Source organism: Kribbella sp. NPDC049227 (assembly GCF_043197265.1).
Lineage (GTDB): Bacteria > Actinomycetota > Actinomycetes > Propionibacteriales > Kribbellaceae > Kribbella.
In genome coordinates, this window is sequence record NZ_JBICST010000001.1 from 275,458 (window position 1) to 295,525 (window position 20,068).

The window sequence follows — 20,068 nt, forward strand, 5'->3', positions numbered from 1 at the left end:
CCGCTTGCAACAAGCATCGCTACAGGTATGGCTACAGGTATGGCGCACGATGGATAGGGTGATCGGATGGTGAGTGAGACCAGGCCAGCCCTGCGGGTCGACGTACGACGGCCGCAGCGGGCCGACGCGCGACGGAACTTCGACGCGCTGCTCGCCGCTGCCCGGGACGCGTTCTCCACCAAGGGCACCGAGGCGTCGCTGGAGGACATCGCGCGACAGGCCGGTGTCGGGATCGGCACGCTGTACCGCAACTTCCCCACCCGCCAGGATCTGCTGCGGGCTGTGTACCTGGGTGAGATCGAGGAGTTGTGCCTCGCCGCGGAGGATGCCGCTGACCTCCCGCCGTGGGAGGCGCTGGCCACCTGGGTCCGTCGCTTCGTGGAGTACGCCGCGACGAAGCGCGCGATCCACGAGTCGCTGAACCGGGAGGCCGCGGAGTTCAGTGAGGCGCGGGATGCGATGTACGCCGCCGGCACGCCGCTGTTCGAGCGGGCCCAGGAGGCCGGCGAGGCGCGCAAGGACGTGTCCTTCGACGACCTGCTCCGGATGATCAGCGGCCTGACCGCCGCCGGGTTCGTCGACGACGAGCAGCGCGAGCGCGTGCTCAGGATCGCCCTGGACGGTGTCCGCGCCCGCGCGGCCGACTAACCGATCGAGAGGGCGACGCCGTCGAGGATGTCGTGCTCGGAGACGATCACCTCGCCGACGGCCATCTGGTCGTACAGGCGCTGCAGGATGAGCGCGCCGGCGCCGATGACGTCCACCCGCCCGGGGTGGATCACCGGGACGCTGCTCCGCTCGGCCCGTGTCGACCGCATCAGCCAGTACGTCGTCTCGCGGAGCAGTGAACCCGGGATCCGCAAGTGATGGATCCGCTCGGCGTCGTACTCGGTCAGCTTGGACGCGACCGCGGCGACGGTGGTGACCGTGCCGGCGGTCCCGATCAGGGCGCGTGCCGCAGTGATCGGGACGGCGGTCGAGGCCAGGAGTGCGTCGACGTCGTGGGTGGCGGCGGCCAGTTCGGCGGCCGTCGCCGGGTCGGAGACGAGGTGCCGCTCGGTCATCCGGACCGAGCCCATGTCGAGCGACTCGGCGGCGATCACGCCGTTCGCGTCGCCCAGGACGAGTTCGGTGGATCCGCCGCCGATGTCCGCGACGAGGTACGGCCCGGGTACGGCCAGAGCAGTCAGACCACCGGTCGCTCCGCGGAAGCTGAGCTCGGCCTCCTCGGCACCTGAGATGATCTCCGGCTCGACGCCGAAGCGTTCCGAGATCCCGGCGAAGAACTTGTCCCGGTTGCTCACATCCCGCGCAGCCGAGGTCGCCACGAACCGCGTCCGCGAAGCTCCGGCGGCTCGAATCACGGCGGCGTACTCGTCGGAGGCCTCGAACACCCGCTCCAAGGCCTCCGGCGCGAACGCCCCGGTCGCATCCACGCCCTGCCCGAGCCGCACGATCGTCATCCGCCGATCGATCTGCTTCAGCTCACCGTCCACAACATCCGCGATCAGCAGACGGAGAGAGTTGGTCCCGCAGTCAACGGCGGCGACCCGGTCAAACACAGGGACCTCTGCGGCCCCAGTCGTCCAGGGCGGCCAGGGCCTCGTCGCCGAGGGGGTTCACACCGGGGCCTGCGGCCAGGGAGTGGCCGACGAGAACGTGGAGGCATTTGACCCGCGTCGGCATGCCACCGGCGGTGATACCGGCGATCTCCTCGACATGCTCGATGGACTCGCGATGGGCGAGGTAGGACTCATGAGCGGCCTGATACTTCGCCGCCAGGTCCGCGTCGGTGCCGAGCCGGTCGGTCATTTCCTTCATCATGCCCTCGGCCTCGAGCGTCCCGATCGCCGACGCCAGTCGCGGGCAGGTCACGTAGTACGTGGTCGGGAACGGCGTACCGTCCGGCAGCCGCGGCTCGGTCTCGACGACGTCGGGCAGGCCGCAACTGCAGCGGTGCGCGATCGAGCGGATGCCACGGGCGGTCCGGCCCAACTGCTTGCTGACCGCCTCGATGTCCTCCGGGCCGACGCTCACCGGGTCGCCTTGGGAGAGGGTGTGATGATCGGCTTCGGGGTGGGTTTGGCCGGGCTCGCCCCCGGCGGCGCGGGCGGTTTGCCGGCGCCTTCGACACTCCCCCAGAGCTTCGTGTACCAGGTCGGCTTCTGCGCGTCCGCCGTACCGTCCGCCGGCGTGCTGGGCTCCGGCGGCGCACCGACCGGTTTCCCGTCCGCGCCGATCACCCGGTAGCCGACCTCGCCCGGCATCACCCAGCCGAGCCGCTGCCGCGCCTGCGCCTTCACATAGGCGTCGTCGTTCCAGCGGGCGATCTCGTCGTTCAGCTCGCCGACCCGCTTCTCCCGGTCCCGGATCTCCTGCTGCAGCGCGGTGATCTGCTGGTGCTGGTCGAACCACACCCGCAGGCTCTGCGCGTACGACACGATCAGCGCACCCAGCACCAGCAGTACGACGGCCGCCCGGCCGGTCAGGTTGCGGGAGCCCCGGGTCCGGGCCGGTCCGGCGGCCGTCCCCGTCGTACGGCGCTTGGGCTGGTCGCCCCGCCGGGCCGGTGGACGCGACTGGGTACGGCTCGACGGACGCGAGCCGGGTCGTGCACCGGATTCCCGACGGGACGGCATGCTGTCTCGACTCCTCCTGGGTCAGCCCTGGTACCGCGGGAAGGCGGAGCGACCGGCGTACGCCGCGGCGTCGTCCAGCTCCTCCTCGATCCGCAGCAGCTGGTTGTACTTCGCGGTGCGGTCGGACCGGGCCGGGGCACCGGACTTGATCTGGCCACAGTTCGTCGCGACCGCGAGGTCGGCGATGGTGGTGTCCTCGGTCTCGCCGGAGCGGTGGCTCATCATGCAGGTGAAGCCGCTGCGGTGGGCCAGGTCGACCGCGTCCAGGGTCTCGGTCAGCGAACCGATCTGGTTCACCTTGACCAGCAGGCTGTTCGCCGCCTTCTCGCTGATGCCGCGCTGCAGCCGCTCGACGTTGGTGACGAACAGGTCGTCGCCGACCAGCTGGGTCTTGGTGCCGAGCTCGGTGGTGATGGCCTTCCAGCCGTCCCAGTCCTCCTCGTTCAGCGGGTCCTCGATCGACACGATCGGGTACGACGCGACCAGGTCGGCGTAGTACGCGATCATCTCGTCGGCCGACTTCTTGCCACCCTCGAACGCGTACACGCCGTCGGTGTGGAACTCGCTCGCGGCCACGTCCATCGCCAGCGCGATGTCCTTGCCGAGCTGCAGACCGGTCTTCTCCACCGCGACCGCGATCAGGTCGAGGGCCTCGCGGTTGCTGGCCAGGTTCGGCGCGAAGCCGCCCTCGTCGCCGAGGCCGGTGGACAGGCCGCGCTCCTTCAGCACCGCCTTCAGCGCGTGGTAGACGGTCGCGCCCTGCATCAGCGCCTCGCCGTAGGTGGCCGCGCCGATCGGCGCGATCATGAACTCCTGGACGTCGACGTTGCTGTCCGCGTGCGCGCCGCCGTTCAGGATGTTCATCATCGGCACCGGTAGGACGTGCGCGTTCGGGCCGCCGACGTAGCGGAACAGCGGCAGGCCGGCGCTGTCCGCGGCCGCCTTGGCCACCGCGAGGCTGACGCCGAGGATGGCGTTCGCGCCGAGCTTGGCCTTGTTCGGGGTGCCGTCGAGGTCCAGCAGCGCGTGGTCGATCAGCCGCTGCTCGTGGACGTCGTACCCGACGATCTCCTTGTCGATGTCCTCCAGGATGGCCGTGACGGCCTTCAGGACGCCCTTGCCGCCGTACCGGGCCTTGTCGCCGTCACGCAGTTCGACGGCCTCGAACTGGCCGGTGGACGCGCCCGACGGGACGGCCGCCCGGGCGACGGTGTCGTCGTCGAGCAGAACCTCGACCTCGACAGTGGGGTTGCCGCGCGAGTCGAGGATCTCGCGGGCGCCGACGGCCTCGATGGTGGCCACATTGACTCCCAAGTTCTCGATGACGAATCGTCCTGAGCCTAGCCGCCAGACCAGCGAGGCCAGTGGACCGCATCGGCCCCTACGATCGCATCCGGAGGTACCTCCCGCGTCAGTAACACTCCGTTGGGCGCCCGATAGACCGCCAGATTGCCCGGATCCACGGCCAGCAAGACTTCTACGCTCGTCCGACGTCCGACGTGGCTGTCCTTGGACGGCGCGAGATGGACGTGCGTACGTCGTCCCGGCTTGAGGCCCTCGCGCTGGATCGCGGTCAGCGCTTGGCGGTTGGTCCCGTGCCAGAGCAGGTCGTCGGGGTGCACGCGTTCCCAACTCTTCTCCAAGGCTTCACGTGTCACCGGCATCCCCGCGCGTGAGTGCCCCTGACAAGCCCGGACCCGGTCTCCGTCGACCTGCAACCGCTGTTTGTCGTTGTCCCGGACTGCAGTGTCCAGCCGCTCGCGGTCCATCGCGAGCAGTTCCAGTACGTCGGCGATTGCCGCCCAGCCGTCCGCACTCATCGTGAGGCCGCGCTCACCCGCTGTGTGCCTGAGCAGCCGTGAGACCATCCGGCTGTCTCTGCTCACGACAGCATCCGCTTCAGTTCGTCCACCCTTTCGCTCCGGTCGGGTCGCGTGACGACGTAGTACCGCACCGGTGGCAGATCCTTGACCGGGATCTTCCGGACGGCGCCCGTCGTACGGACCGAACCGTTGACGACGGCCGGTCCTATCCCGAGACGCACGAAGTGGACCAGCAGTTCCCATCCTTCCGCCTCGACCGCCACGGACCACCGCAGCCCCTGGTCGAGCATGCTCCGCTCCAACTGCTGCCGGTGCGGCCGGTCCTTGGGCGGTACGACGAGCGTCTCGTCCTGCAGATCCTTCAACCGGACGCTCCTCCGGCCGGCCAGGCGGTGGTCGGACCGGGTGATCAGGGTCTGTGGAAACTGCTGGAGCAGGTCGCAGTCAAGGTCGTCGGGCGGGACCGTGAGCGCGGTGACTCCCACGTCGGCGGACCCCTCCCGGACCGCAGCCAGGGTGGTAGCCGCATCGCCGGTGCGCAGCTGCAGCTCGTGGCCTTTGGCAAGGATTCGCCGGATCGGATCGCCGAGCAGGTAGAGGTAGGTGCCCGATCCCGCGATCAGGACCAGCGGCCTCGGCGCGGCCGCGTCGAGCGTGACGAGGAAGTCGGCCGCCCGGTCGCGGGTGTCGTTCGCGAACGCAGCCAGGCGATCCCCGATGTCGGTCAGGTGCAGCAGCCGGCCTTGCTTGACGTACAGGGAGTGGCCGAGGCTGCGCTCGAGTTTGCGGATGCGGGTGTGGAGTGCAGGCTGGCTGACGTGCAGCTCTTCCGCTGCGCGGGTGAAGTTGCGGTGTCGCGCGAACACCGCGAACGCTGCGAGATCCTCCGCCACCAGAGCCATTGACAGAAACTATAGCTGCTGCGCCGATCGCTAGTTCTGCTGAAGTGCTGTGAAAGGCGAGCCTTGACACATGAAGAGATTGGGGATTGATATCGGACGGGTGATCATCGACGGATCGTCGGGATCCGGGGACACCTCGTTCTTCTCCGGCGACACCGCGGCGATGCTGCGGACGCCCGCCGTACCGGGTGCGTTCGAGGCGATCGCACGGCTGGTGCCACTGTTCGACGAGGCCTGGCTGGTCTCGAAGTGCGGGCCGCGAGTGCAGCAGCGGTCGCTGGAATGGTTGCGTCATCACCGCTTCTTCGAGCGGACCGGGCTTGCCGACGGCAACGTTCGGTTCTGCCTCCGCCGGCCACAGAAGGCGATCCACTGCGCCGACCTCGCCATCACCCACTTCGTCGACGACAAGCCCGACGTGATCGCGGCCATAGAGCCCGTGGTGGCTCACCGCTACCTGTTCAGGAACTGGGCGGCCACCGAAACCGCGATCCTGCGGGACCTAGTGCCCTGCGTCGGAGATCGCTTGAGCGATTGCGGTGTCCAGGTGCGTGCATCGCAAGGCGGAGAAGCGTCCTCGATGCGGAGCATCGTGGATGCTTCTCCAACGCCGCGAGGTGCGTGCCTGGGCGCCGCAATCGCCAAGGGATCTCCGACGCAGGGCACTAGACGTCTGAGCTCCTGCGATCGATGGCCAGGTGGCGGAGCTCGGTCGCGTCCTCCATCAGGCAGTCCCGGATCTGTGGCGGCAGGAGATCCACGCCGCCCAGGTCCGCGCGGCGTACCCAGCGGAAACTGTGCGCGAGCTCCAGGGTGTCCTGCGCCGCGTCCGGCGAGAGGCCGTCGGGCCAGGCGAACTCGTAGTAGAAGCAGACCTCCTGATGCAGCGTGCCGTTCAGGGTCAGCATGTCCTCGGTGACGAGCCGGAGCTCACCGGCAGTCAGCTCGAGCTGCATCTCCTCGCGGAGTTCGCGGACCGCCGCGGCCGCCGCGGTCTCGCCGTACGCGACCTTCCCACCCGGCAGGAACCAGCCGTCGAGGTCATCGACCGCACACAACAGGATCCGGTCGCGATCGCGCACGATCGCCCCGGCCCGCAGTTTGAAATTGCCGTCCGGACCCACGCAAGCGATGTCCTCCGGCTGCCCTGCCCAGCCAACCTGTCGTTCCACAGTCAGTGCTCCTCGGAGGCGAAAGCGCGGCGGGCGTCGGCGAGGCCCTTGCGGTTCTCGGCTGGGTCGGCGATGCCGGTGCGGACGTCGGTCGAGCACCGCCAGGCGAAGTACCCGGCCTGGACCGCCCATCTGAGCCGGAGGAAGGCTGTGAGGCCGGTCTCGACCTCGTGGGCGGACTCCGGCCGCTGCTCGAGGTACGCCGGTACGACGTGGTCCGGAGTACCGGCGTACATGACCGCCGACGCCACGTCGTACAGGACTGGCCCATGCATAGCGCCACCCCAGTCGATCAACGCGACCTCACCGTCGGGCTGCCGCAGGAACGCCTCAGCGGCCGGATCCCCGTGCAACCCGGCCCAGGACAGGCCGTCGAGTGCCTGCACACCCTCTATCGCGCCCTGAACCGCCGGCCGGATCCACGCTTCCAGATCCAGGTACTCGTCGAACTGCGTCAGCAGGTGAAGCCAATCCGCCAACTCCCCCGGCGGCGTCGCCGACACACTGTGCACCCGCCCGAGCAACTCGCCGACCGCACGCTGATCCTCAACACTCCCCACCAGCGGCCGCCCGTCAACAAACTCCAGCACCCCGACCTGCCGGTCCTCGACCAGTTCGGCCACCCGTCCCGCCGAACTCACGACAGGCCGCCCAGTAGCCACCCCCGCATCCCCCAACCGCGCCGCGAGTTCAAGCCCAGGCACGAAAGCGCCATCCCCCACGTCCACGGACTTCACCACCACCCGCCAGCCATCCGCCGCAGCCAGCCACACAGCGGAGTTCATCCCACCGGTGAGCACCTCCACCTGCGTCGGTTTCAGATCCCAACGCTCCAACAGCACCCCAGCGACGTCCACCGGCCCACCCTGTCAGCCACGCACCTGCGCCGCACCGGGTTTTCAGTCGGTGGATTCGACCTCGCGGATCTCGCCGGCCAGGTCGTGAACGGTGCTGCGCAATGCCTGTTCGGCGTCGATCCCCAGGCTGCGAGCTTCACGGACCAGCTCCAGAAGCTCTTGTCCGAGGCGATCCGCCTCATCAACGGGCTCGGCCGTCTTCACGTCCGGAAGAACCTTGGCGGCACGGCCGAGGACCTTGTCGGCCAGGGCCAGGGCCGGGAGGGCGAGCGGGATTCCTTCCAGGACGGAGGAACGCTGCTTCTCTGCGGCCTTGATGGTTTCCCAGTTGGCCTCGACGGCGGCGGCGTCGGCCGCATCCACCGTGCCGAAGACGTGCGGGTGCCGGCGGACGAGTTTCTCGACGATGTCGCCGGAGACGTCGTCGATGGAGAATCCGTCGTCGGAGCTGTCTTCCTCGGCGATGCGGGAATGGAAGGCTACCTGTAACAACAGGTCGCCCAGTTCTTCGCGCAGATGGGGGCGGTCGCCGGTGTCGATGGCTTCGAGGGTTTCGTAGGTTTCCTCGAGGAGGTACTTCGCCAGGGTCTCGTGGGTCTGCTCCTGGTCCCACGGGCAGTTGCGGCGCAGGCGGTCCATGACGCGGACGAGGTCGATGAGTCGCGCGCCCGGTACGTCGTACGAGCCGTGCAGGATCTCCACGTCGAACGGCGGCCGCGGCTCCCGGCTGACCTGGTCGGCGACCACGCGGAGCAGACCGGGTTCGCCGTCCTCACCGACGAGCCACGCGACCTGACGGCCCGAGGCGGCCGCGGCCGACAGCCAGGTCCAGGCCTCGGTGAACCCGCCCTCGACCTGGGTGACGACCAGTCCAGAGCCGACCACTGCCTGGACATCAGGGCGTGAGGGACCACCCGAGGCGCCGATCTCGTCGGCATCGCCCAGCACCTGCCAGGCGGCACGAGTCAGCAGGCCCGGCGCCACCCTAGGGCTGGTGAGGACCACCTTGATCCCACCAGTGGTCATGCGGGAGCCTCAGCCCTGTCCCTGCTGCTGTTGCTGCTGCTGTTCCTGGGCCTCGCGCGTGGCCTTGGCCTGGTCGGACTCCTCCGACAGCGAGCCGGAGATCTTGCCGTCGATGGCGCCGTCGGTCCACTGGCCGAACCGCGGCGCGATGCTGACGTCGATGTTCTTCGACGCGTCCTTGACGACCGCCATGCCGTCCTGCTGCTTCTGCTGCGCCTGCGGGTCGTTCACGCCGGAGCCGCCGCCGAGCTTGATGGTCGCGACCGCCGCCTTGGCGACACCGTTCAGGAAGTCGCGCGAGACCGGATTCGCCTGGAACTTCTGGAACGCCGCCTCGTCGCCGACCACCAGCTTCGCGGCCTGGGCGGTCTCCGCGTCACTGACCGAGATCGACTTCTCTTCGCTGACCTTGGACACCAGCACCGAGTTGACCATCTCGCTCAGCGTGACGCCGGCAGTGAAGTCCTGGCCGAGAGCATTGGTGACCGCGCGCGAGGTCTCGTCGACGTCGCCGACGCTGATCTCGGTCCCGCCGACCACGGCCGCCGCGCCCGGGTGCGTTCCCGCCGCGCAGCCGCCGGCCAGCAGCACCATGGCCGCTGCCACACCGATCGCCCCAAGCCGTCGAGATGTGCTCACCGAATCTCCTCGTGTCTTCCGTCCAGGTTCACGCCGGCACCCCGATCGGTTCGGCGATCACGTCATCGATCAACCGGGTGCACCACTGCAGCAACTCCTGGTCACGGAGCGGCTGACCGGCGACCGGCCGGGTGGCAGGTCTCGGCACCAGGATCGTACGCAGTTGCGGCTTCACCAGACTCTTCGGGTACAGCCTGTTCAGCCGCAGCACCTTCGAATCGGGCAGCTCGACCGGTCCGAACCGGATCAGATTCCCCTGCAGGGTGACGTCGTGCAGCCCCGCCCGGCGGGCGTGGTTGCGGAACTTCGCCACCTCGATCAGGTTCAGCACCGGCTGCGGGATGTCGCCGTACCGGTCGTGCAGCTCCTCGACCAGCTCGGCGATGCCCTCGTCGTCGCGGACCGCGGCCAGCCGCTGGTACATCTCCAGCCGCAGCCGCTGCGACGGGATGTAGTCGTGCGGCAGATGCGCGTCGATCGGCAGCTCGATCTTGACCTCGGGCTCCTCGACCTGGGTGTCGCCGCGGTACTCCGCGACCGCCTCGCCGACCAGCCGGACGTACAGATCGAAGCCGACGTCGGCGATGTGCCCGGACTGCTCGCCGCCGAGCAGGTTGCCGGCGCCGCGGATCTCCAGGTCCTTCATCGCGACCGCCATGCCACCGCCCAGATCGGCGTGCTGCGCGATCGTGGCCAGCCGGTCGTGCGCGGTCTCGGTCAGCGGCTTCTCCGGCGGGAAGAAGAAGTACGCGTACGCGCGTTCCCGGCCACGGCCGACCCGGCCGCGGAGCTGGTGCAGCTGGGACAGGCCGAGCAGGTCGGACCGCTCCACGATCATCGTGTTCGCGTTCGAGATGTCGATGCCGGACTCGACGATCGTCGTACAGACGATGACGTCGGACTGTTTCTCCCAGAAGCCCTGGATCACGTTCTCGAGCGTGTGCTCGTTCATCTGGCCGTGGGCCACCGAAACGCGGGCCTCGGGGACCAGCTGGCGGATCCGGGCGGCCGCCTTCTCGATCGTGTTGACCCGGTTGTGGACGACGAAGACCTGGCCCTCGCGGAGCAGCTCGCGCCGGATCGCGGCGGTCACCTGGCCCTCTTCGTACGCGCCGACGAAGGTCAGCACCGGGTGCCGCTCCTCCGGCGGCGTCGCGATCGTGGACATCTCCCGGATGCCGGTGATCGACATCTCCAGGGTCCGCGGGATCGGCGTCGCGGACATCGTCAGGACGTCGACCGCGGTCCGCAGCCGCTTCAGCTGTTCCTTGTGCTCGACGCCGAACCGCTGCTCCTCGTCGACGACGACGAGCCCGAGGTCCTTGAACTGCACCTCACCGGACAGCAGCCGGTGCGTGCCGATCACGACGTCGATGGTCCCGTCGGCCAGCCCGTCCATCGCGGCCTTGGCCTCCTTGTCGGTCTGGAACCGCGACAGCGGCGCCACGTTGACCGGGAAGGCGGCGTACCGCTCGGCGAAGGTCGCGTAGTGCTGCTGCACCAGCAGCGTCGTCGGAACCAGTACGGCGACCTGCTTGCCGTCCTGCACCGCCTTGAAGGCAGCACGTACGGCGATCTCGGTCTTGCCGTAACCGACGTCGCCACACACGATCCGGTCCATCGGCGTGATGCGTTCCATGTCGTGCTTCACGTCGTCGATCGTGGCCAGCTGGTCCGGCGTCTCCACGAACGGGAACGCGTCCTCGAGCTCGCGCTGCCACGGGGTGTCCTTGGCGAACGCGTGGCCCTTGGTCGCCTGCCGGGCGGCGTACAGCTTGATCAGCTCGCCGGCGATCTGCCTTACCGCCTTGCGCGCACGGCCCTTGCGCTTGGCCCAGTCGCCGCCGCCCATCTTGTCCAGGGACGGCTGCTCGCCGCCGACGTACCGGGTGACCTGGTCTAGCTGGTCGGTCGGCACGTACAGCCGGTCGCCGGGCTGGCCGCGCTTGCTCGGCGCGAACTCGATCACGACGTACTCGCGGGTGGCCCGCTGCGCTCCGGTGCCGACGGTCCGCTGCATCATCTCGACGTACCGGCCGACGCCGTGCTGCTCGTGCACGACGTAGTCGCCGGGCTGCAGCTCCAGCGGATCGATCGTCTTCTTCCGGCGCGACGGCATCCGTTGCTGCGAACGCCGTTCGGCCGCCGAGCGCTGACCGGCCAGGTCGTTCTCGGTGAGTACGGCGAACTTGATGCCCTCGGCAATGAATCCGTGCTCCAGCTGGCCCTGCGAGATCAGGACGACCCCCGGCGCCGGGATCTCGTCGATGCCCTCGACCGCGCGAGCCGGCAGCTCGGCCTCGGAGAAGACCTCGGCCAGGCGCTGCGCGGGGCCGTGGCCCTCGGTGACGCAGACGACGCGCCAGCCGTCGCGCAACCATCCACGGACGTCCTCGACCGCGGCCGCCGTCTCACCGCGGTACGGGTCGACCTCGTGCGCCGCGATCACCCGGCTGCGGACCGCGCCGGCGTCCGGGTCGATGTCGAACGAGATCCGCTCGCCCATCGAGTCGCGCAGCTCCGGCGCGTCGGTCGGGGCCGCCGCGAACGGCGACAGGCTCCACCAGGCCAAGCCCTTGCCCAGCGCATGCTCCCGGACGTCGCCGAGCGCCATGTACGCCGCCGCGCCCAGGTCGATCGGGGCCTCGCCACCACCGGCAGCGGCCGCCCACGACGCCTCCAGGAACTCCTGGCTGGTCGCGACCAGGTCGTGCGCCCGGGCCCGCACTCGCTCCGGGTCGCTGACCACGACGTGCGTCCCGGCCGGCATCAGGTCGACCAGCAACTCCATCTCGTCGACCAGCACGGGCGCCAGCGACTCCATGCCCTCGACGGCATGTCCTTCGGCCAGCTTCTCGAACAGCTCGGCCAGCTCCGGGTGCTCCTTCGCCAGTACGGCGGCCCGGGCGCGAACCTCGTCGGTCAGCAGCAACTCACGGCACGGGGGAGCCCACAGACCGTGCTCGGCGATCTCCAGCGACCGCTGGTCGGCGACCGCGAAGTACCGGATCTCCTCGATGTCGTCGCCGAAGAAGTCGACCCGCAGCGGGTGCTCCTCGGTCGGCGGGAACACGTCGATGATGCCGCCGCGGACCGCGAACTCGCCGCGCCGCTCGACCAGGTCCACCCGGTGGTACGCCGCCCCGGCCAGCTGCTCGACGACGTCCTCGAGCTCGACCGTGTCGCCGACGTGCAACTGCACCGGCTTGAGGTCGGCCAGGCCGGCCACCTGCGGCTGCAGCACCGACCGCACCGGCGCGACCAGGATCTTGATGGGCCTGGTGGTCTCGTCCGACGGATCCGGGTGCGCCAGCCGGCGCAGTACGGCGAGCCGACGACCGACCGTGTCGGACCGGGGCGAGAGCCGCTCGTGCGGGAGGGTCTCCCAGGCCGGGTAGTAGGCGACCGTGCCGGGCTCGACCAGGCACTGCAGGGCCTCGGTGAGCTCCTCGGCCTCGCGGAACGTCGCGGTGACCGCGAGCACCGGGCGATCGGCGCCCTTCTGCTCCGACGCGATCGCGGCCAGCAGGACCGGGCGGATCGGCCCCGGTGCGCTCAGGTCAAGGGTCGTGACGCCGTCAGGCTGCGTGGAACTCCGGGCATCACGAACGGCCTGGGCCACCACCGGATCGGTGATCAGGGTGTCGACCAGACCGCTGAGCTTCACGAGTTGTACTTCCCTTGGGTGACATCGAGGCCGTCGGTGAGCAGCGACTCGACCGCGTCCGCGGTCCGGTCGACCGCGAAGGGGAGGTCCTTGCGTTCGGTCGAGGAGAACTCGTTCAGGACGAAGTCGGCGGGGTTCTGCCGGCCCGGCGGACGACCCACACCGAACCGGACTCGATAGTACTCACCGGTGCCAAGCGATTTCCGGATCGACTTCAGCCCGTTGTGCCCGTTGTCCCCGCCGCCGAACTTGCAGCGCAGTACGCCGAAGTCGATGTCCAGCTCGTCGTGGACCACGACCAGGTTGGCGGGCTCGACCTTGAAGAACTTCAGCAGCCCGGACACCGGCCCACCGGACTCGTTCATGTACGAGCGGGGCCTGGCCAGCACGGTCCGGATCCCGCTGATCCGGGTCTCGATCACCTCGGACTTGACCTGCTTGTGCTGCTTCCACTTGCCGCCGGTCCGAGCGGCCAGCTCGTCGGCCACCAGGTGACCGATGTTGTGCCGGGTGCGCGCATAGGAAGGGCCGGGATTCCCCAGTCCGACGACCAACCACACGTCGTCCGCCACGGATCCCGGCCCTCCTGATGTCGCTGTGTGCTGTGCTGGAGATTACTCCGCGGCAGCGGCGACCGGCTCTTCGGCCGGGGCGTCCGGCTCGTCCCGCTCGATGCCGGCCTCGGCCTCGGCGTCGGCCAGCTCGGCGTCGACCTGCTCGGCGGTCTGCGCCTGGGTGATGTTCACGACCAGGGTGTCGGGCTCGATCGCCAGCGTCGTACCAGCCGGCAGCGGCAGGTCGGAGGCGTGGATCTGGGCGCCGACGTCGAGGCCCTCGATGGAGACGGTGACCCCGTCGGGGATGTGGGTCGCCTCGGCCTCGACCAGCACGCTCGGCTGCTCCAGCACGACCAGCGTGTCGCTGACGGCCTCGCCCTCGAGGTGAACGGCGATGTCGACCTGGACCTTCTCACCGCGCCGGACCATGACCAGGTCGACGTGCTCGATGAAGCCCTTGATCGGGTCGCGCTGAACCTGCTTCGGCAGCGCCAGGTGGCTCTCGCCACCGGCGACCTCGATCAGCAGCAGGGCGTTGGCGGTCTTCAGGGCCAGCATGGTGTCGTGACCGGGCAGCGTGATGTGCACCGGGTCACTGCCGTGGCCGTACAGGACGGCGGGAACCTTGTTGTCCCGGCGGATTCGGCGGGCAGCACCCTTGCCGAACTCCGTGCGCGCTTCGGCTTGGATCTTGACCTCGGCCACGAGATGAACTCCTCAAATGCGTTGCGGTGATCAGTTGACTAGGTGGAACTCGGCTGCGGCCTCAGCGGGCGCTTTGTGACCCCGGAGAAGGCGTCAGGCAACGAACCACCGCGTCGATCACGGAGCCGCGCCCAACAGTTCTCGGGGGGGCGTCCCTCGCCGAGGCAACCAAAACAGTCTACCCACCACTCCGCCCAGACGGGAAATCCGTTCCCCCAGGCACTTTGCTCCGGCTCCGCCACCACTCCCCGTGACCCTTTTCCGAACCCTCAAGTGAGCTTCGTCCACACCTGGCGGAGGGCGCGGGCCGCGTCGCCTTCGAGGCCGGCGGCGTCCAGCGTGGCAGCGAGTTCGTCGAACTCGGGTCCCCAGCGCCAGGCGACGCTCCGCAACTGCTCCGGCAGCCCGGGATCCTTGAGCGATCCCGCGTCCGCGCGGACCTGCTGCGCAGTCAACGCCTCCGTGACACCGTGCTTCTCGGCCAACTGGAAGGCCAGCACCGCGAGCGCTGCCTTGCCTTTGTTGTAGAGGGCGTACGACGACTTGGCCGCGCTGGCCGCACCCGGCTCCGCACCGACCACCATCGCGGTGACCGCAGTGCCGGCCCACAGCCCGGCGGCTTGATCAGCTGCAGCGCCGGACAGCATCAGATGTGTCGGACTCGGTCCACCGGTCGGCGGTGGGCCGACCACCCCGGCGTCCACGAACGTCGCCTCCGGTACGGCGGACTGCGCCTCACGCAACGACATCGGGGACAGCGGGTTCGCCTCGATGTACAGGCCGCCGAAGCCCGCCCTGCCGACCTGCTTGGCGATGTCCACCGCGCCTTGGGGAGCGCACGAGCACAGCACCGCGTCGGCCTCACGCACCGCCTCGGCGAACGGCGTACCGATCAGGCCGGCTTCCGCGGCGCGCGCAGCGGAAGCCTCGCTCCGTCCGTCCGGCACCCAGTGCACCTCATGCCCGGCGGCGACCAGTTGGGCCGCGAGCTTCGAGCCCATCGCACCGGGATGGAAGACAGCGATTCGCATGGGCCAGTCCTCTGGGAGAGCGGTCAGTGCCCACCAAGATAGGCCAGTACGGCGAGCACCCGCCGGTGCTGTTCGTCGTTGGTGATCAGCCCGAGCTTCGCCATGATGCTGCCGATGTGCGTCTCGACGGTCCGCTCGGTCAGGAACAGGCGGCGACCGATGCCGACGTTGGTGCACCCCTCGGCCATCAACGCGAGCACCTCGCGCTCACGCGGGGTCAACGGCGCCAGCCGATCGTCGGCGCGCTGGCGCCCGATCAACCGGGCAACCACCTCGGGGTCGAGCGCCGATCCGCCGGACGCGACTCGGTCCAGCGCGTCGAGGAACTGGTCCACCGCGAGCACACGGTCCTTCAGCAGGTAGCCGAAGCGACCTGTCGCGACGAGCTCGACCGAGTGCCGGGTCTCGACGTGTTGGGACAGCAGCACAATGCCCAGCTCGGGGTTCTGCATCCGGAGCCGCCGGGCGGCGCGGGCGCCGTCGTCGGTGTGGTCCGGCGGCATCCGGACGTCGATCACCGCGAGGTCCGGCGTCGTCTCGGCGACTGTGGTCAGCAGGCTGGGTGCGTCCACGGCCAGACCGGCGATCTCGTGCCCGGCGTCGGCCAGCAACCGCGCCAGCCCCTCGCGGAACAACGCCGAGTCCTCCCCGATCACGATCCGCATGGCAGCACCGCCTCAACCGTCGTACCGCTGCCGACCGGACTCCGCAGCTCCAGCGACCCACCCACGGCCGCGACCCGATCGAGCAGCCCACTCAGGCCCGATCCCGGCCGAGGCGCCGCTCCCCCACACCCGTTGTCCTCGATCCTCACCCGCACCTCACCCGTCGACCGCGCCACGTGGACCGCGATCGATGTCGCGTTCGCGTACTTCGCGGCGTTCGTCACCGCCTCCGCCGCGACGAAGTACGCCGTGGTCGCCAACTCCTCGGGCAGATCGGGCGGGATCTGCAGGCGGACCGGGATCGGCAGCGACTGCGTGATCGCGCTCAACGCCGCGTGCAATCCGTCGTCGAGGCTCCCCGGACGCAGCCCGTGCGCGATCTGCCGCAGCTCGGCGACCGCAGTGGTCAGCTCCGCGACGCCCTGATCGAGCAGTCCGTCGACATCGACCGATCCGTCGTCCAGATGGCGCTGCGCGAGCCGCAGGGCCATGCCCAGCGACACCAGCCGCTGCTGTGCCCCGTCGTGCAGATCCCGCTCGAGCCGCCGCCGCTCGGCATCCCCCGCCTGCACGAGCCGGGCCCGGCTCGCCGCGACCTCACGCAACGCACCAGCCAGCTCGGCCCGCAGCCGCGTCACCTCGACCAGGCTGGCTGCCCCAGCCGCCACAGCCTTCAGTACGGCGGGACTGGTCGCATCAGACGCCAGTACGCCGATCTGTGCGCCACCCAGCGTCACCGGAACCAGCTGTGGTCCGCTGACCGGCGTACCGGCCGCATCGACGAAGCCGGACGCACCTGGGACGAGCAAGCCCACCCGTAGCGCCGGATCGCGCAGTGCGGTGCGCAGTGCGGACTCCAGCTCCTCCGGCTGCGCCTGCTCGGTGTGAATCCGCCGCTGCAGGTCCTCGATCGCCAGCAGGGCAGCGCGACGCGGCGGATAGAGCCGCCGGTCCACCGAGCGCTGCAGGCGAGAGCGCAGTGGAGAAAGGACCAACGCACACAGCGCAGTGGCAGCCGCAGCCACCACGGCCGAGTCCCGACCCAGCACGAGCCCAAGCGATACGGCGGCGACGGCATAGGTGCCCAGCAGGACCACCATGACGATCCCGTACGTGACGGTGTCTGCCAGCACCCGGTCGACGTCGTACAGGTCGTGCCGGAGCATCGCCACCGCGACAGACGCCGGGAGGCTCACCAGCGCGATGATGCCGAAGACGGTCGCGACGATGCCGGTGTGTCCGGTGACGACGATCTCGGCTCCGCAGACCACCGGGTAGAGCACAGCGGCCAGTCCGGCGAGTGACAGCCACTTGAGCTGCGCACGCTCCTTGCCGGTCGACCGGCGGGCCCGGATCAGCACCGCGACCGCCGCGGCCAGGCACACGGCAAGGAAGCCGAAGAACACCACGTCGCTGACGATCCGCAGTACTCCGGACAGCGGTTCGTACGGCCGAGGCAGGTCCTGCAGAGGCGGCAGGAAGGGTTCCGCGGCGAAGACACCGAGAACCTGTTGTGCCACACCGAGTAGCAGCAGGGCTGGCGCGACCGGCATCCACCGGCGGCTCACCAGCTGACCGGTCGGGAAGTAGAGCAACAGGCAAGCAACCGCGACCAGCAGCCACCAGCCGCTCTCCTCGAGCCAGGCCACGACCCGACTGTCCAACGGCAGCCGACCGGGATCGTGGACCACGGCGTTGTAGTAGACGTCGCGTGCCGTCAGGAAGACCGTGATCGCACCCATCCAGCCGAGGATCGCCCCGACCGGGTTGACCGGCTCACGCCGGCTGACCGCGAGCCCGAGGACGGCGATCGCGGTCCCGATCGCGGCCAGACCGACGAAGTTCCGGACCGTGTGCGGACCGGTGCGGTACGCGATCAGCAGCCAGATGCTCCCCGCGACCATCGTCAGGACGAGCAGGAAGGTACCGAGCGCGACCCATCGTGGCCACCGCATGTCGTCAGGGTAAGGCCGCAACCCGCCGTCGAGGCTCCGCGCCAGCACGGAGATCCGGCTCCGTGCCCGCTCCGATGTGTCACCGCGCCCGCCCGGCGTTTCCTGAGGGCGTCAGCTCACCACACGGAGGAACACCATGACGACCCGAACCGCACCACCTCCCACCGTTGCCGATCCCGTCGTCCGGCGCCGGGTCGGAATCGTTGCCTTGCTCCTGGCGATCACCGCTCTCGCAGCGGTTCCGGGCGGGCTGCTCTGGCCGGAACCGGCCGCGGGCGGCGACACGTACGCCTACAGCGACATCCAGCCGGTCCGCGATCTGTGGTGGGGCTTGCTGGTGGTTCTCAGCGGTGCACTGGTGATCAACGTGCCCGCTCAGGCGCTGCTGACGACGCTCCTCGTGCGCCGCCGCGGAGCCGCCTGGGCGACCACGGGTGCCGTGGTGATGTGGATCGGCACCGCTCTGTACGCCGTCGGAGGCGCCGGCTGGGCAGCGGCGTACTACTTCGCCACCGCATCCGGCGTCGACGCGAGCGTCATCGAGCGGATCAACGACGACTCCGCCCACCTGTTCGGCGTGATGATCCCCGGCGCCCTACTCGTTGCTCTCGGCACCGTCATCCAGGCGGTCGGCCTCTGGCGCTCCCACGCCGTACCCCGCTGGATTCCGGTGCTGTGGCTGACGATCATCGCGACGTTCGTCGTACCCGGCAACGGCATCGCCGGCCTGCTCACCGCGCTGCCGATGACCGCCGCATCACTCGGAACGGCGTACTACGCATGGCGTCAGGCCTGACCGTCCGGAGGCGGGATGCTACGCCTCGTCGTAGTGGGGTCCGAACCGTTGCCCCGGGCTGCGACCAGGTGCAGCGTGGAAGAACAGCGGATCTCTGGGGAGGGGACTCCAATGAGCGAGAACGCAATGGGGCGCCGCCAGGCGCTGAGGGGTGCAGGCATCGCCGCGGGTGGTGTGGCGATCGCAGGGCTGGCGACTGCCACGCCGGCCATGGCAGACGACAACGGACTGTCCGGCAGCTGGATGTGCCGCCGGCAGGACGACGGCTCGACCGACAAGATCAGGCTGATCCTGAGCTTCGCCGCGGGTGCTGTGATCGTGTCGCACGACATCAGCCCGGCCGGACCGCCGTTCACCGGGACGTGGTCGAAGCACGGCAAGTGGTTCCAGGCGACCTTCTGGACCGGGTTCCCCGGCGAGCAGGGACCGGACTCGGTCGGCCCGACGGTCCGGGTACGGCTCCGCGGATCGGTGTCTCACGGCAAGCTGTCGGCGACGTACCGATTCACCGTGTTCGCGCCGAACAGCGAGACGCAGGTGGTGGAGACCGGCACCGGGAAGCTGACCGGTCGCCGGATCAACGCCTGACGGGGCATGCGGCCTGAGCGTCGGGCGTCCGATTGGCTACGACGTCCGACGGGTCAGGCGCGGCCGTCGAAGAGGCTGGTCACCGAGCCGTCCTCGAAAACCTCGCGGATGGCTCGGCTGATCAGCGGCGCGATCGACAGTTCGGTGAGCTTGTCGAAGCGGCGGTCCTCGGCGATCGGCAGCGTGTTGGTGACGATCACCTCGCTGGCCTGGCAGTTCTTCAGCCGGTCCACCGCCGGGCCGGACAGGATCGCGTGCGTCGCGGCGATCACCACGCCTGCGGCGCCCTCGGCGTACAGCGCGTCGGCGGCCTTGGTGATGGTGCCGGCGGTGTCGATCATGTCGTCAACCAGGATGCAGACCCGGTTCTTGACCTCACCGACGACCCGGTTCGCGACCGTCTCGTTCGGCCGCTCGATGTCGCGGGTCTTGTGGATGAAGGCCAGCGGCGCGTTGTTCAGCCGGGCCGACCACTGCTCGGCCACCTTGATCCGGCCGGCGTCCGGCGACACCACGGCCAGCTGCTGGTCGCCGTACTTGGTCCGGACGTACTCGCTCAGGATCGGCAGCGCCATCAGATGGTCCACCGGGCCGTCGAAGAAGCCCTGGATCTGCGAGGTGTGCAGGTCGACGCAGATCAGCCGGTCCGCGCCGGCGGTCCTGAACAGGTCGGCCATCAGCCGGGCCGAGATCGGTTCGCGGCCGCGGTGCTTCTTGTCCTGCCGGGCGTACCCGTAGAACGGCAGCACCACGGTGATCCGCTTGGCCGACGCCCGCTTCAGCGCGTCGACCATGATCAGCTGCTCCATGATCCACTCGTTGATCGGCGAGGTGTGGCTCTGGATCACGAACGCGTCGCTGCCCCGGACCGACTCCTCGAACCGGACGTAGATCTCGCCGTTGGCGAAGTCGTACGCCGCGGTCGGGACCAGGCCGGTGCCGAGCTGCTCGACGACCTCCTCGGCCAGACCGGGATGGGCCCGGCCGGAGAACACCATCAGGTTCTTCTCGGTGGTTCGCTTCATCCCGCTCATGGCCCGGCCTCC

The 20,068-nt window shown here is 69.4% G+C and carries 20 protein-coding genes; 3 read left to right on the forward strand and 17 right to left on the reverse strand.

The window, feature by feature from the left end; genetic code table 11:
• The first annotated feature begins 66 nt into the window (after positions 1-66).
• The gene (locus tag ACGFH6_RS01465; RefSeq protein ID WP_393379518.1) at positions 67-648 is read left to right on the forward strand and encodes a TetR/AcrR family transcriptional regulator; all 582 of its coding nucleotides are present in this window, start codon (positions 67-69) and stop codon (positions 646-648) included.
• On the opposite strand, the gene ACGFH6_RS01470 is transcribed toward ACGFH6_RS01465, so the two are convergent.
• From ACGFH6_RS01470 to ACGFH6_RS01545, 16 genes are all read right to left on the reverse strand, one after another.
• Positions 645-1,562, reverse strand: coding sequence for an exopolyphosphatase (locus tag ACGFH6_RS01470; protein ID WP_393379519.1), 918 nt, complete (start codon positions 1,560-1,562; stop codon positions 645-647). The two genes, ACGFH6_RS01465 and ACGFH6_RS01470, sit on opposite strands and share 4 nt — an antisense overlap.
• Positions 1,555-2,037, reverse strand: coding sequence for a DUF501 domain-containing protein (locus ACGFH6_RS01475; protein WP_393379521.1), 483 nt, complete (start codon positions 2,035-2,037; stop codon positions 1,555-1,557). Before ACGFH6_RS01475 ends, ACGFH6_RS01470 begins: the two co-directional genes overlap by 8 nt.
• Positions 2,034-2,639, reverse strand: a complete 606-nt coding sequence (locus ACGFH6_RS01480; RefSeq protein ID WP_393379523.1) for a septum formation initiator family protein — start codon at positions 2,637-2,639, stop codon at positions 2,034-2,036. Before ACGFH6_RS01480 ends, ACGFH6_RS01475 begins: the two co-directional genes overlap by 4 nt.
• 21 nt (positions 2,640-2,660) lie before the next feature.
• Positions 2,661-3,941: a phosphopyruvate hydratase gene (eno, locus tag ACGFH6_RS01485; protein ID WP_393379524.1), complete on the reverse strand. Its 1,281-nt coding sequence runs from the start codon at positions 3,939-3,941 to the stop codon at positions 2,661-2,663.
• A gap of 38 nt (positions 3,942-3,979) precedes the next feature.
• Positions 3,980-4,525, reverse strand: a complete 546-nt coding sequence (locus tag ACGFH6_RS01490) for an RNA 2'-phosphotransferase (RefSeq protein WP_393379526.1) — start codon at positions 4,523-4,525, stop codon at positions 3,980-3,982.
• Entirely contained in the window at positions 4,522-5,364 is an 843-nt protein-coding gene (locus ACGFH6_RS01495) for a LysR family transcriptional regulator (RefSeq protein ID WP_393379528.1), read from the reverse strand. Before ACGFH6_RS01495 ends, ACGFH6_RS01490 begins: the two co-directional genes overlap by 4 nt.
• A gap of 665 nt (positions 5,365-6,029) precedes the next feature.
• Positions 6,030-6,536 carry an NUDIX domain-containing protein gene (locus ACGFH6_RS01500; protein WP_393379530.1) on the reverse strand — a complete coding sequence of 169 codons (507 nt, stop codon included), beginning with the start codon at positions 6,534-6,536 and terminating at the stop codon, positions 6,030-6,032.
• Positions 6,537-6,538: 2 nt separating this feature from the next.
• Positions 6,539-7,393 carry a phosphotransferase enzyme family protein gene (locus ACGFH6_RS01505; RefSeq protein ID WP_393379532.1) on the reverse strand — a complete coding sequence of 285 codons (855 nt, stop codon included), beginning with the start codon at positions 7,391-7,393 and terminating at the stop codon, positions 6,539-6,541.
• A gap of 42 nt (positions 7,394-7,435) precedes the next feature.
• Entirely contained in the window at positions 7,436-8,419 is a 984-nt protein-coding gene (locus ACGFH6_RS01510; protein WP_393379533.1) for a MazG family protein, read from the reverse strand.
• A gap of 9 nt (positions 8,420-8,428) precedes the next feature.
• Positions 8,429-9,058 carry a hypothetical protein gene (locus tag ACGFH6_RS01515; protein WP_393379535.1) on the reverse strand — a complete coding sequence of 210 codons (630 nt, stop codon included), beginning with the start codon at positions 9,056-9,058 and terminating at the stop codon, positions 8,429-8,431.
• Between the two features lie 28 nt (positions 9,059-9,086).
• Positions 9,087-12,725 (reverse strand): transcription-repair coupling factor, encoded by a 3,639-nt coding sequence (gene mfd, locus ACGFH6_RS01520; protein ID WP_393379537.1) that lies wholly within the window; start codon positions 12,723-12,725, stop codon positions 9,087-9,089.
• Positions 12,722-13,297 (reverse strand): aminoacyl-tRNA hydrolase, encoded by a 576-nt coding sequence (pth, locus tag ACGFH6_RS01525; protein ID WP_360442070.1) that lies wholly within the window; start codon positions 13,295-13,297, stop codon positions 12,722-12,724. Before pth ends, mfd begins: the two co-directional genes overlap by 4 nt.
• A 42-nt stretch (positions 13,298-13,339) precedes the next feature.
• Complete coding sequence (locus ACGFH6_RS01530; RefSeq protein WP_393379539.1) at positions 13,340-13,987, reverse strand: 50S ribosomal protein L25/general stress protein Ctc; 648 nt, start codon at positions 13,985-13,987, stop codon at positions 13,340-13,342.
• Positions 13,988-14,256: 269 nt separating this feature from the next.
• A complete protein-coding gene (locus ACGFH6_RS01535; RefSeq protein WP_393379540.1) occupies positions 14,257-15,018 on the reverse strand; it encodes an NAD(P)-binding domain-containing protein in 762 nt (253 codons plus the stop codon).
• A gap of 23 nt (positions 15,019-15,041) precedes the next feature.
• Complete coding sequence (locus ACGFH6_RS01540) at positions 15,042-15,683, reverse strand: response regulator transcription factor (protein WP_393379542.1); 642 nt, start codon at positions 15,681-15,683, stop codon at positions 15,042-15,044.
• Positions 15,671-17,638 carry a sensor histidine kinase gene (locus tag ACGFH6_RS01545; protein WP_393379543.1) on the reverse strand — a complete coding sequence of 656 codons (1,968 nt, stop codon included), beginning with the start codon at positions 17,636-17,638 and terminating at the stop codon, positions 15,671-15,673. Before ACGFH6_RS01545 ends, ACGFH6_RS01540 begins: the two co-directional genes overlap by 13 nt.
• Positions 17,639-17,774: 136 nt before the next feature.
• On the opposite strand from ACGFH6_RS01545, the gene ACGFH6_RS01550 reads away from it, so the two are divergent.
• The gene (locus tag ACGFH6_RS01550) at positions 17,775-18,434 is read left to right on the forward strand and encodes a hypothetical protein (protein ID WP_393379544.1); all 660 of its coding nucleotides are present in this window, start codon (positions 17,775-17,777) and stop codon (positions 18,432-18,434) included.
• Positions 18,435-18,545: 111 nt separating this feature from the next.
• Positions 18,546-19,022: a hypothetical protein gene (locus tag ACGFH6_RS01555; protein ID WP_393379545.1), complete on the forward strand. Its 477-nt coding sequence runs from the start codon at positions 18,546-18,548 to the stop codon at positions 19,020-19,022.
• 53 nt (positions 19,023-19,075) lie between these two features.
• On the opposite strand, the gene ACGFH6_RS01560 is transcribed toward ACGFH6_RS01555, so the two are convergent.
• Positions 19,076-20,056: a ribose-phosphate diphosphokinase gene (locus ACGFH6_RS01560; RefSeq protein ID WP_393379547.1), complete on the reverse strand. Its 981-nt coding sequence runs from the start codon at positions 20,054-20,056 to the stop codon at positions 19,076-19,078.
• Between the last annotated feature and the right edge of the window lie 12 nt (positions 20,057-20,068).

What these genes read in the sequence shown, in the direction of transcription:
- ACGFH6_RS01465 (WP_393379518.1), top strand. Translation starts at nt 67, where the DNA reads ATGGTGAGTGAGACCAGGCCAGCCCTGCGGGTCGACGTACGACGGCCG.
- ACGFH6_RS01480 (WP_393379523.1), bottom strand. Translation starts at nt 2,639, where the DNA reads ATGCCGTCCCGTCGGGAATCCGGTGCACGACCCGGCTCGCGTCCGTCG.
- ACGFH6_RS01495 (WP_393379528.1), bottom strand. Translation starts at nt 5,364, where the DNA reads ATGGCTCTGGTGGCGGAGGATCTCGCAGCGTTCGCGGTGTTCGCGCGA.
- ACGFH6_RS01510 (WP_393379533.1), bottom strand. Translation starts at nt 8,419, where the DNA reads ATGACCACTGGTGGGATCAAGGTGGTCCTCACCAGCCCTAGGGTGGCG.
- ACGFH6_RS01535 (WP_393379540.1), bottom strand. Translation starts at nt 15,018, where the DNA reads ATGCGAATCGCTGTCTTCCATCCCGGTGCGATGGGCTCGAAGCTCGCG.
- ACGFH6_RS01540 (WP_393379542.1), bottom strand. Translation starts at nt 15,683, where the DNA reads ATGCGGATCGTGATCGGGGAGGACTCGGCGTTGTTCCGCGAGGGGCTG.
- ACGFH6_RS01545 (WP_393379543.1), bottom strand. Translation starts at nt 17,638, where the DNA reads ATGCGGTGGCCACGATGGGTCGCGCTCGGTACCTTCCTGCTCGTCCTG.
- ACGFH6_RS01550 (WP_393379544.1), top strand. Translation starts at nt 17,775, where the DNA reads ATGACGACCCGAACCGCACCACCTCCCACCGTTGCCGATCCCGTCGTC.
- ACGFH6_RS01555 (WP_393379545.1), top strand. Translation starts at nt 18,546, where the DNA reads ATGAGCGAGAACGCAATGGGGCGCCGCCAGGCGCTGAGGGGTGCAGGC.
- ACGFH6_RS01560 (WP_393379547.1), bottom strand. Translation starts at nt 20,056, where the DNA reads ATGAGCGGGATGAAGCGAACCACCGAGAAGAACCTGATGGTGTTCTCC.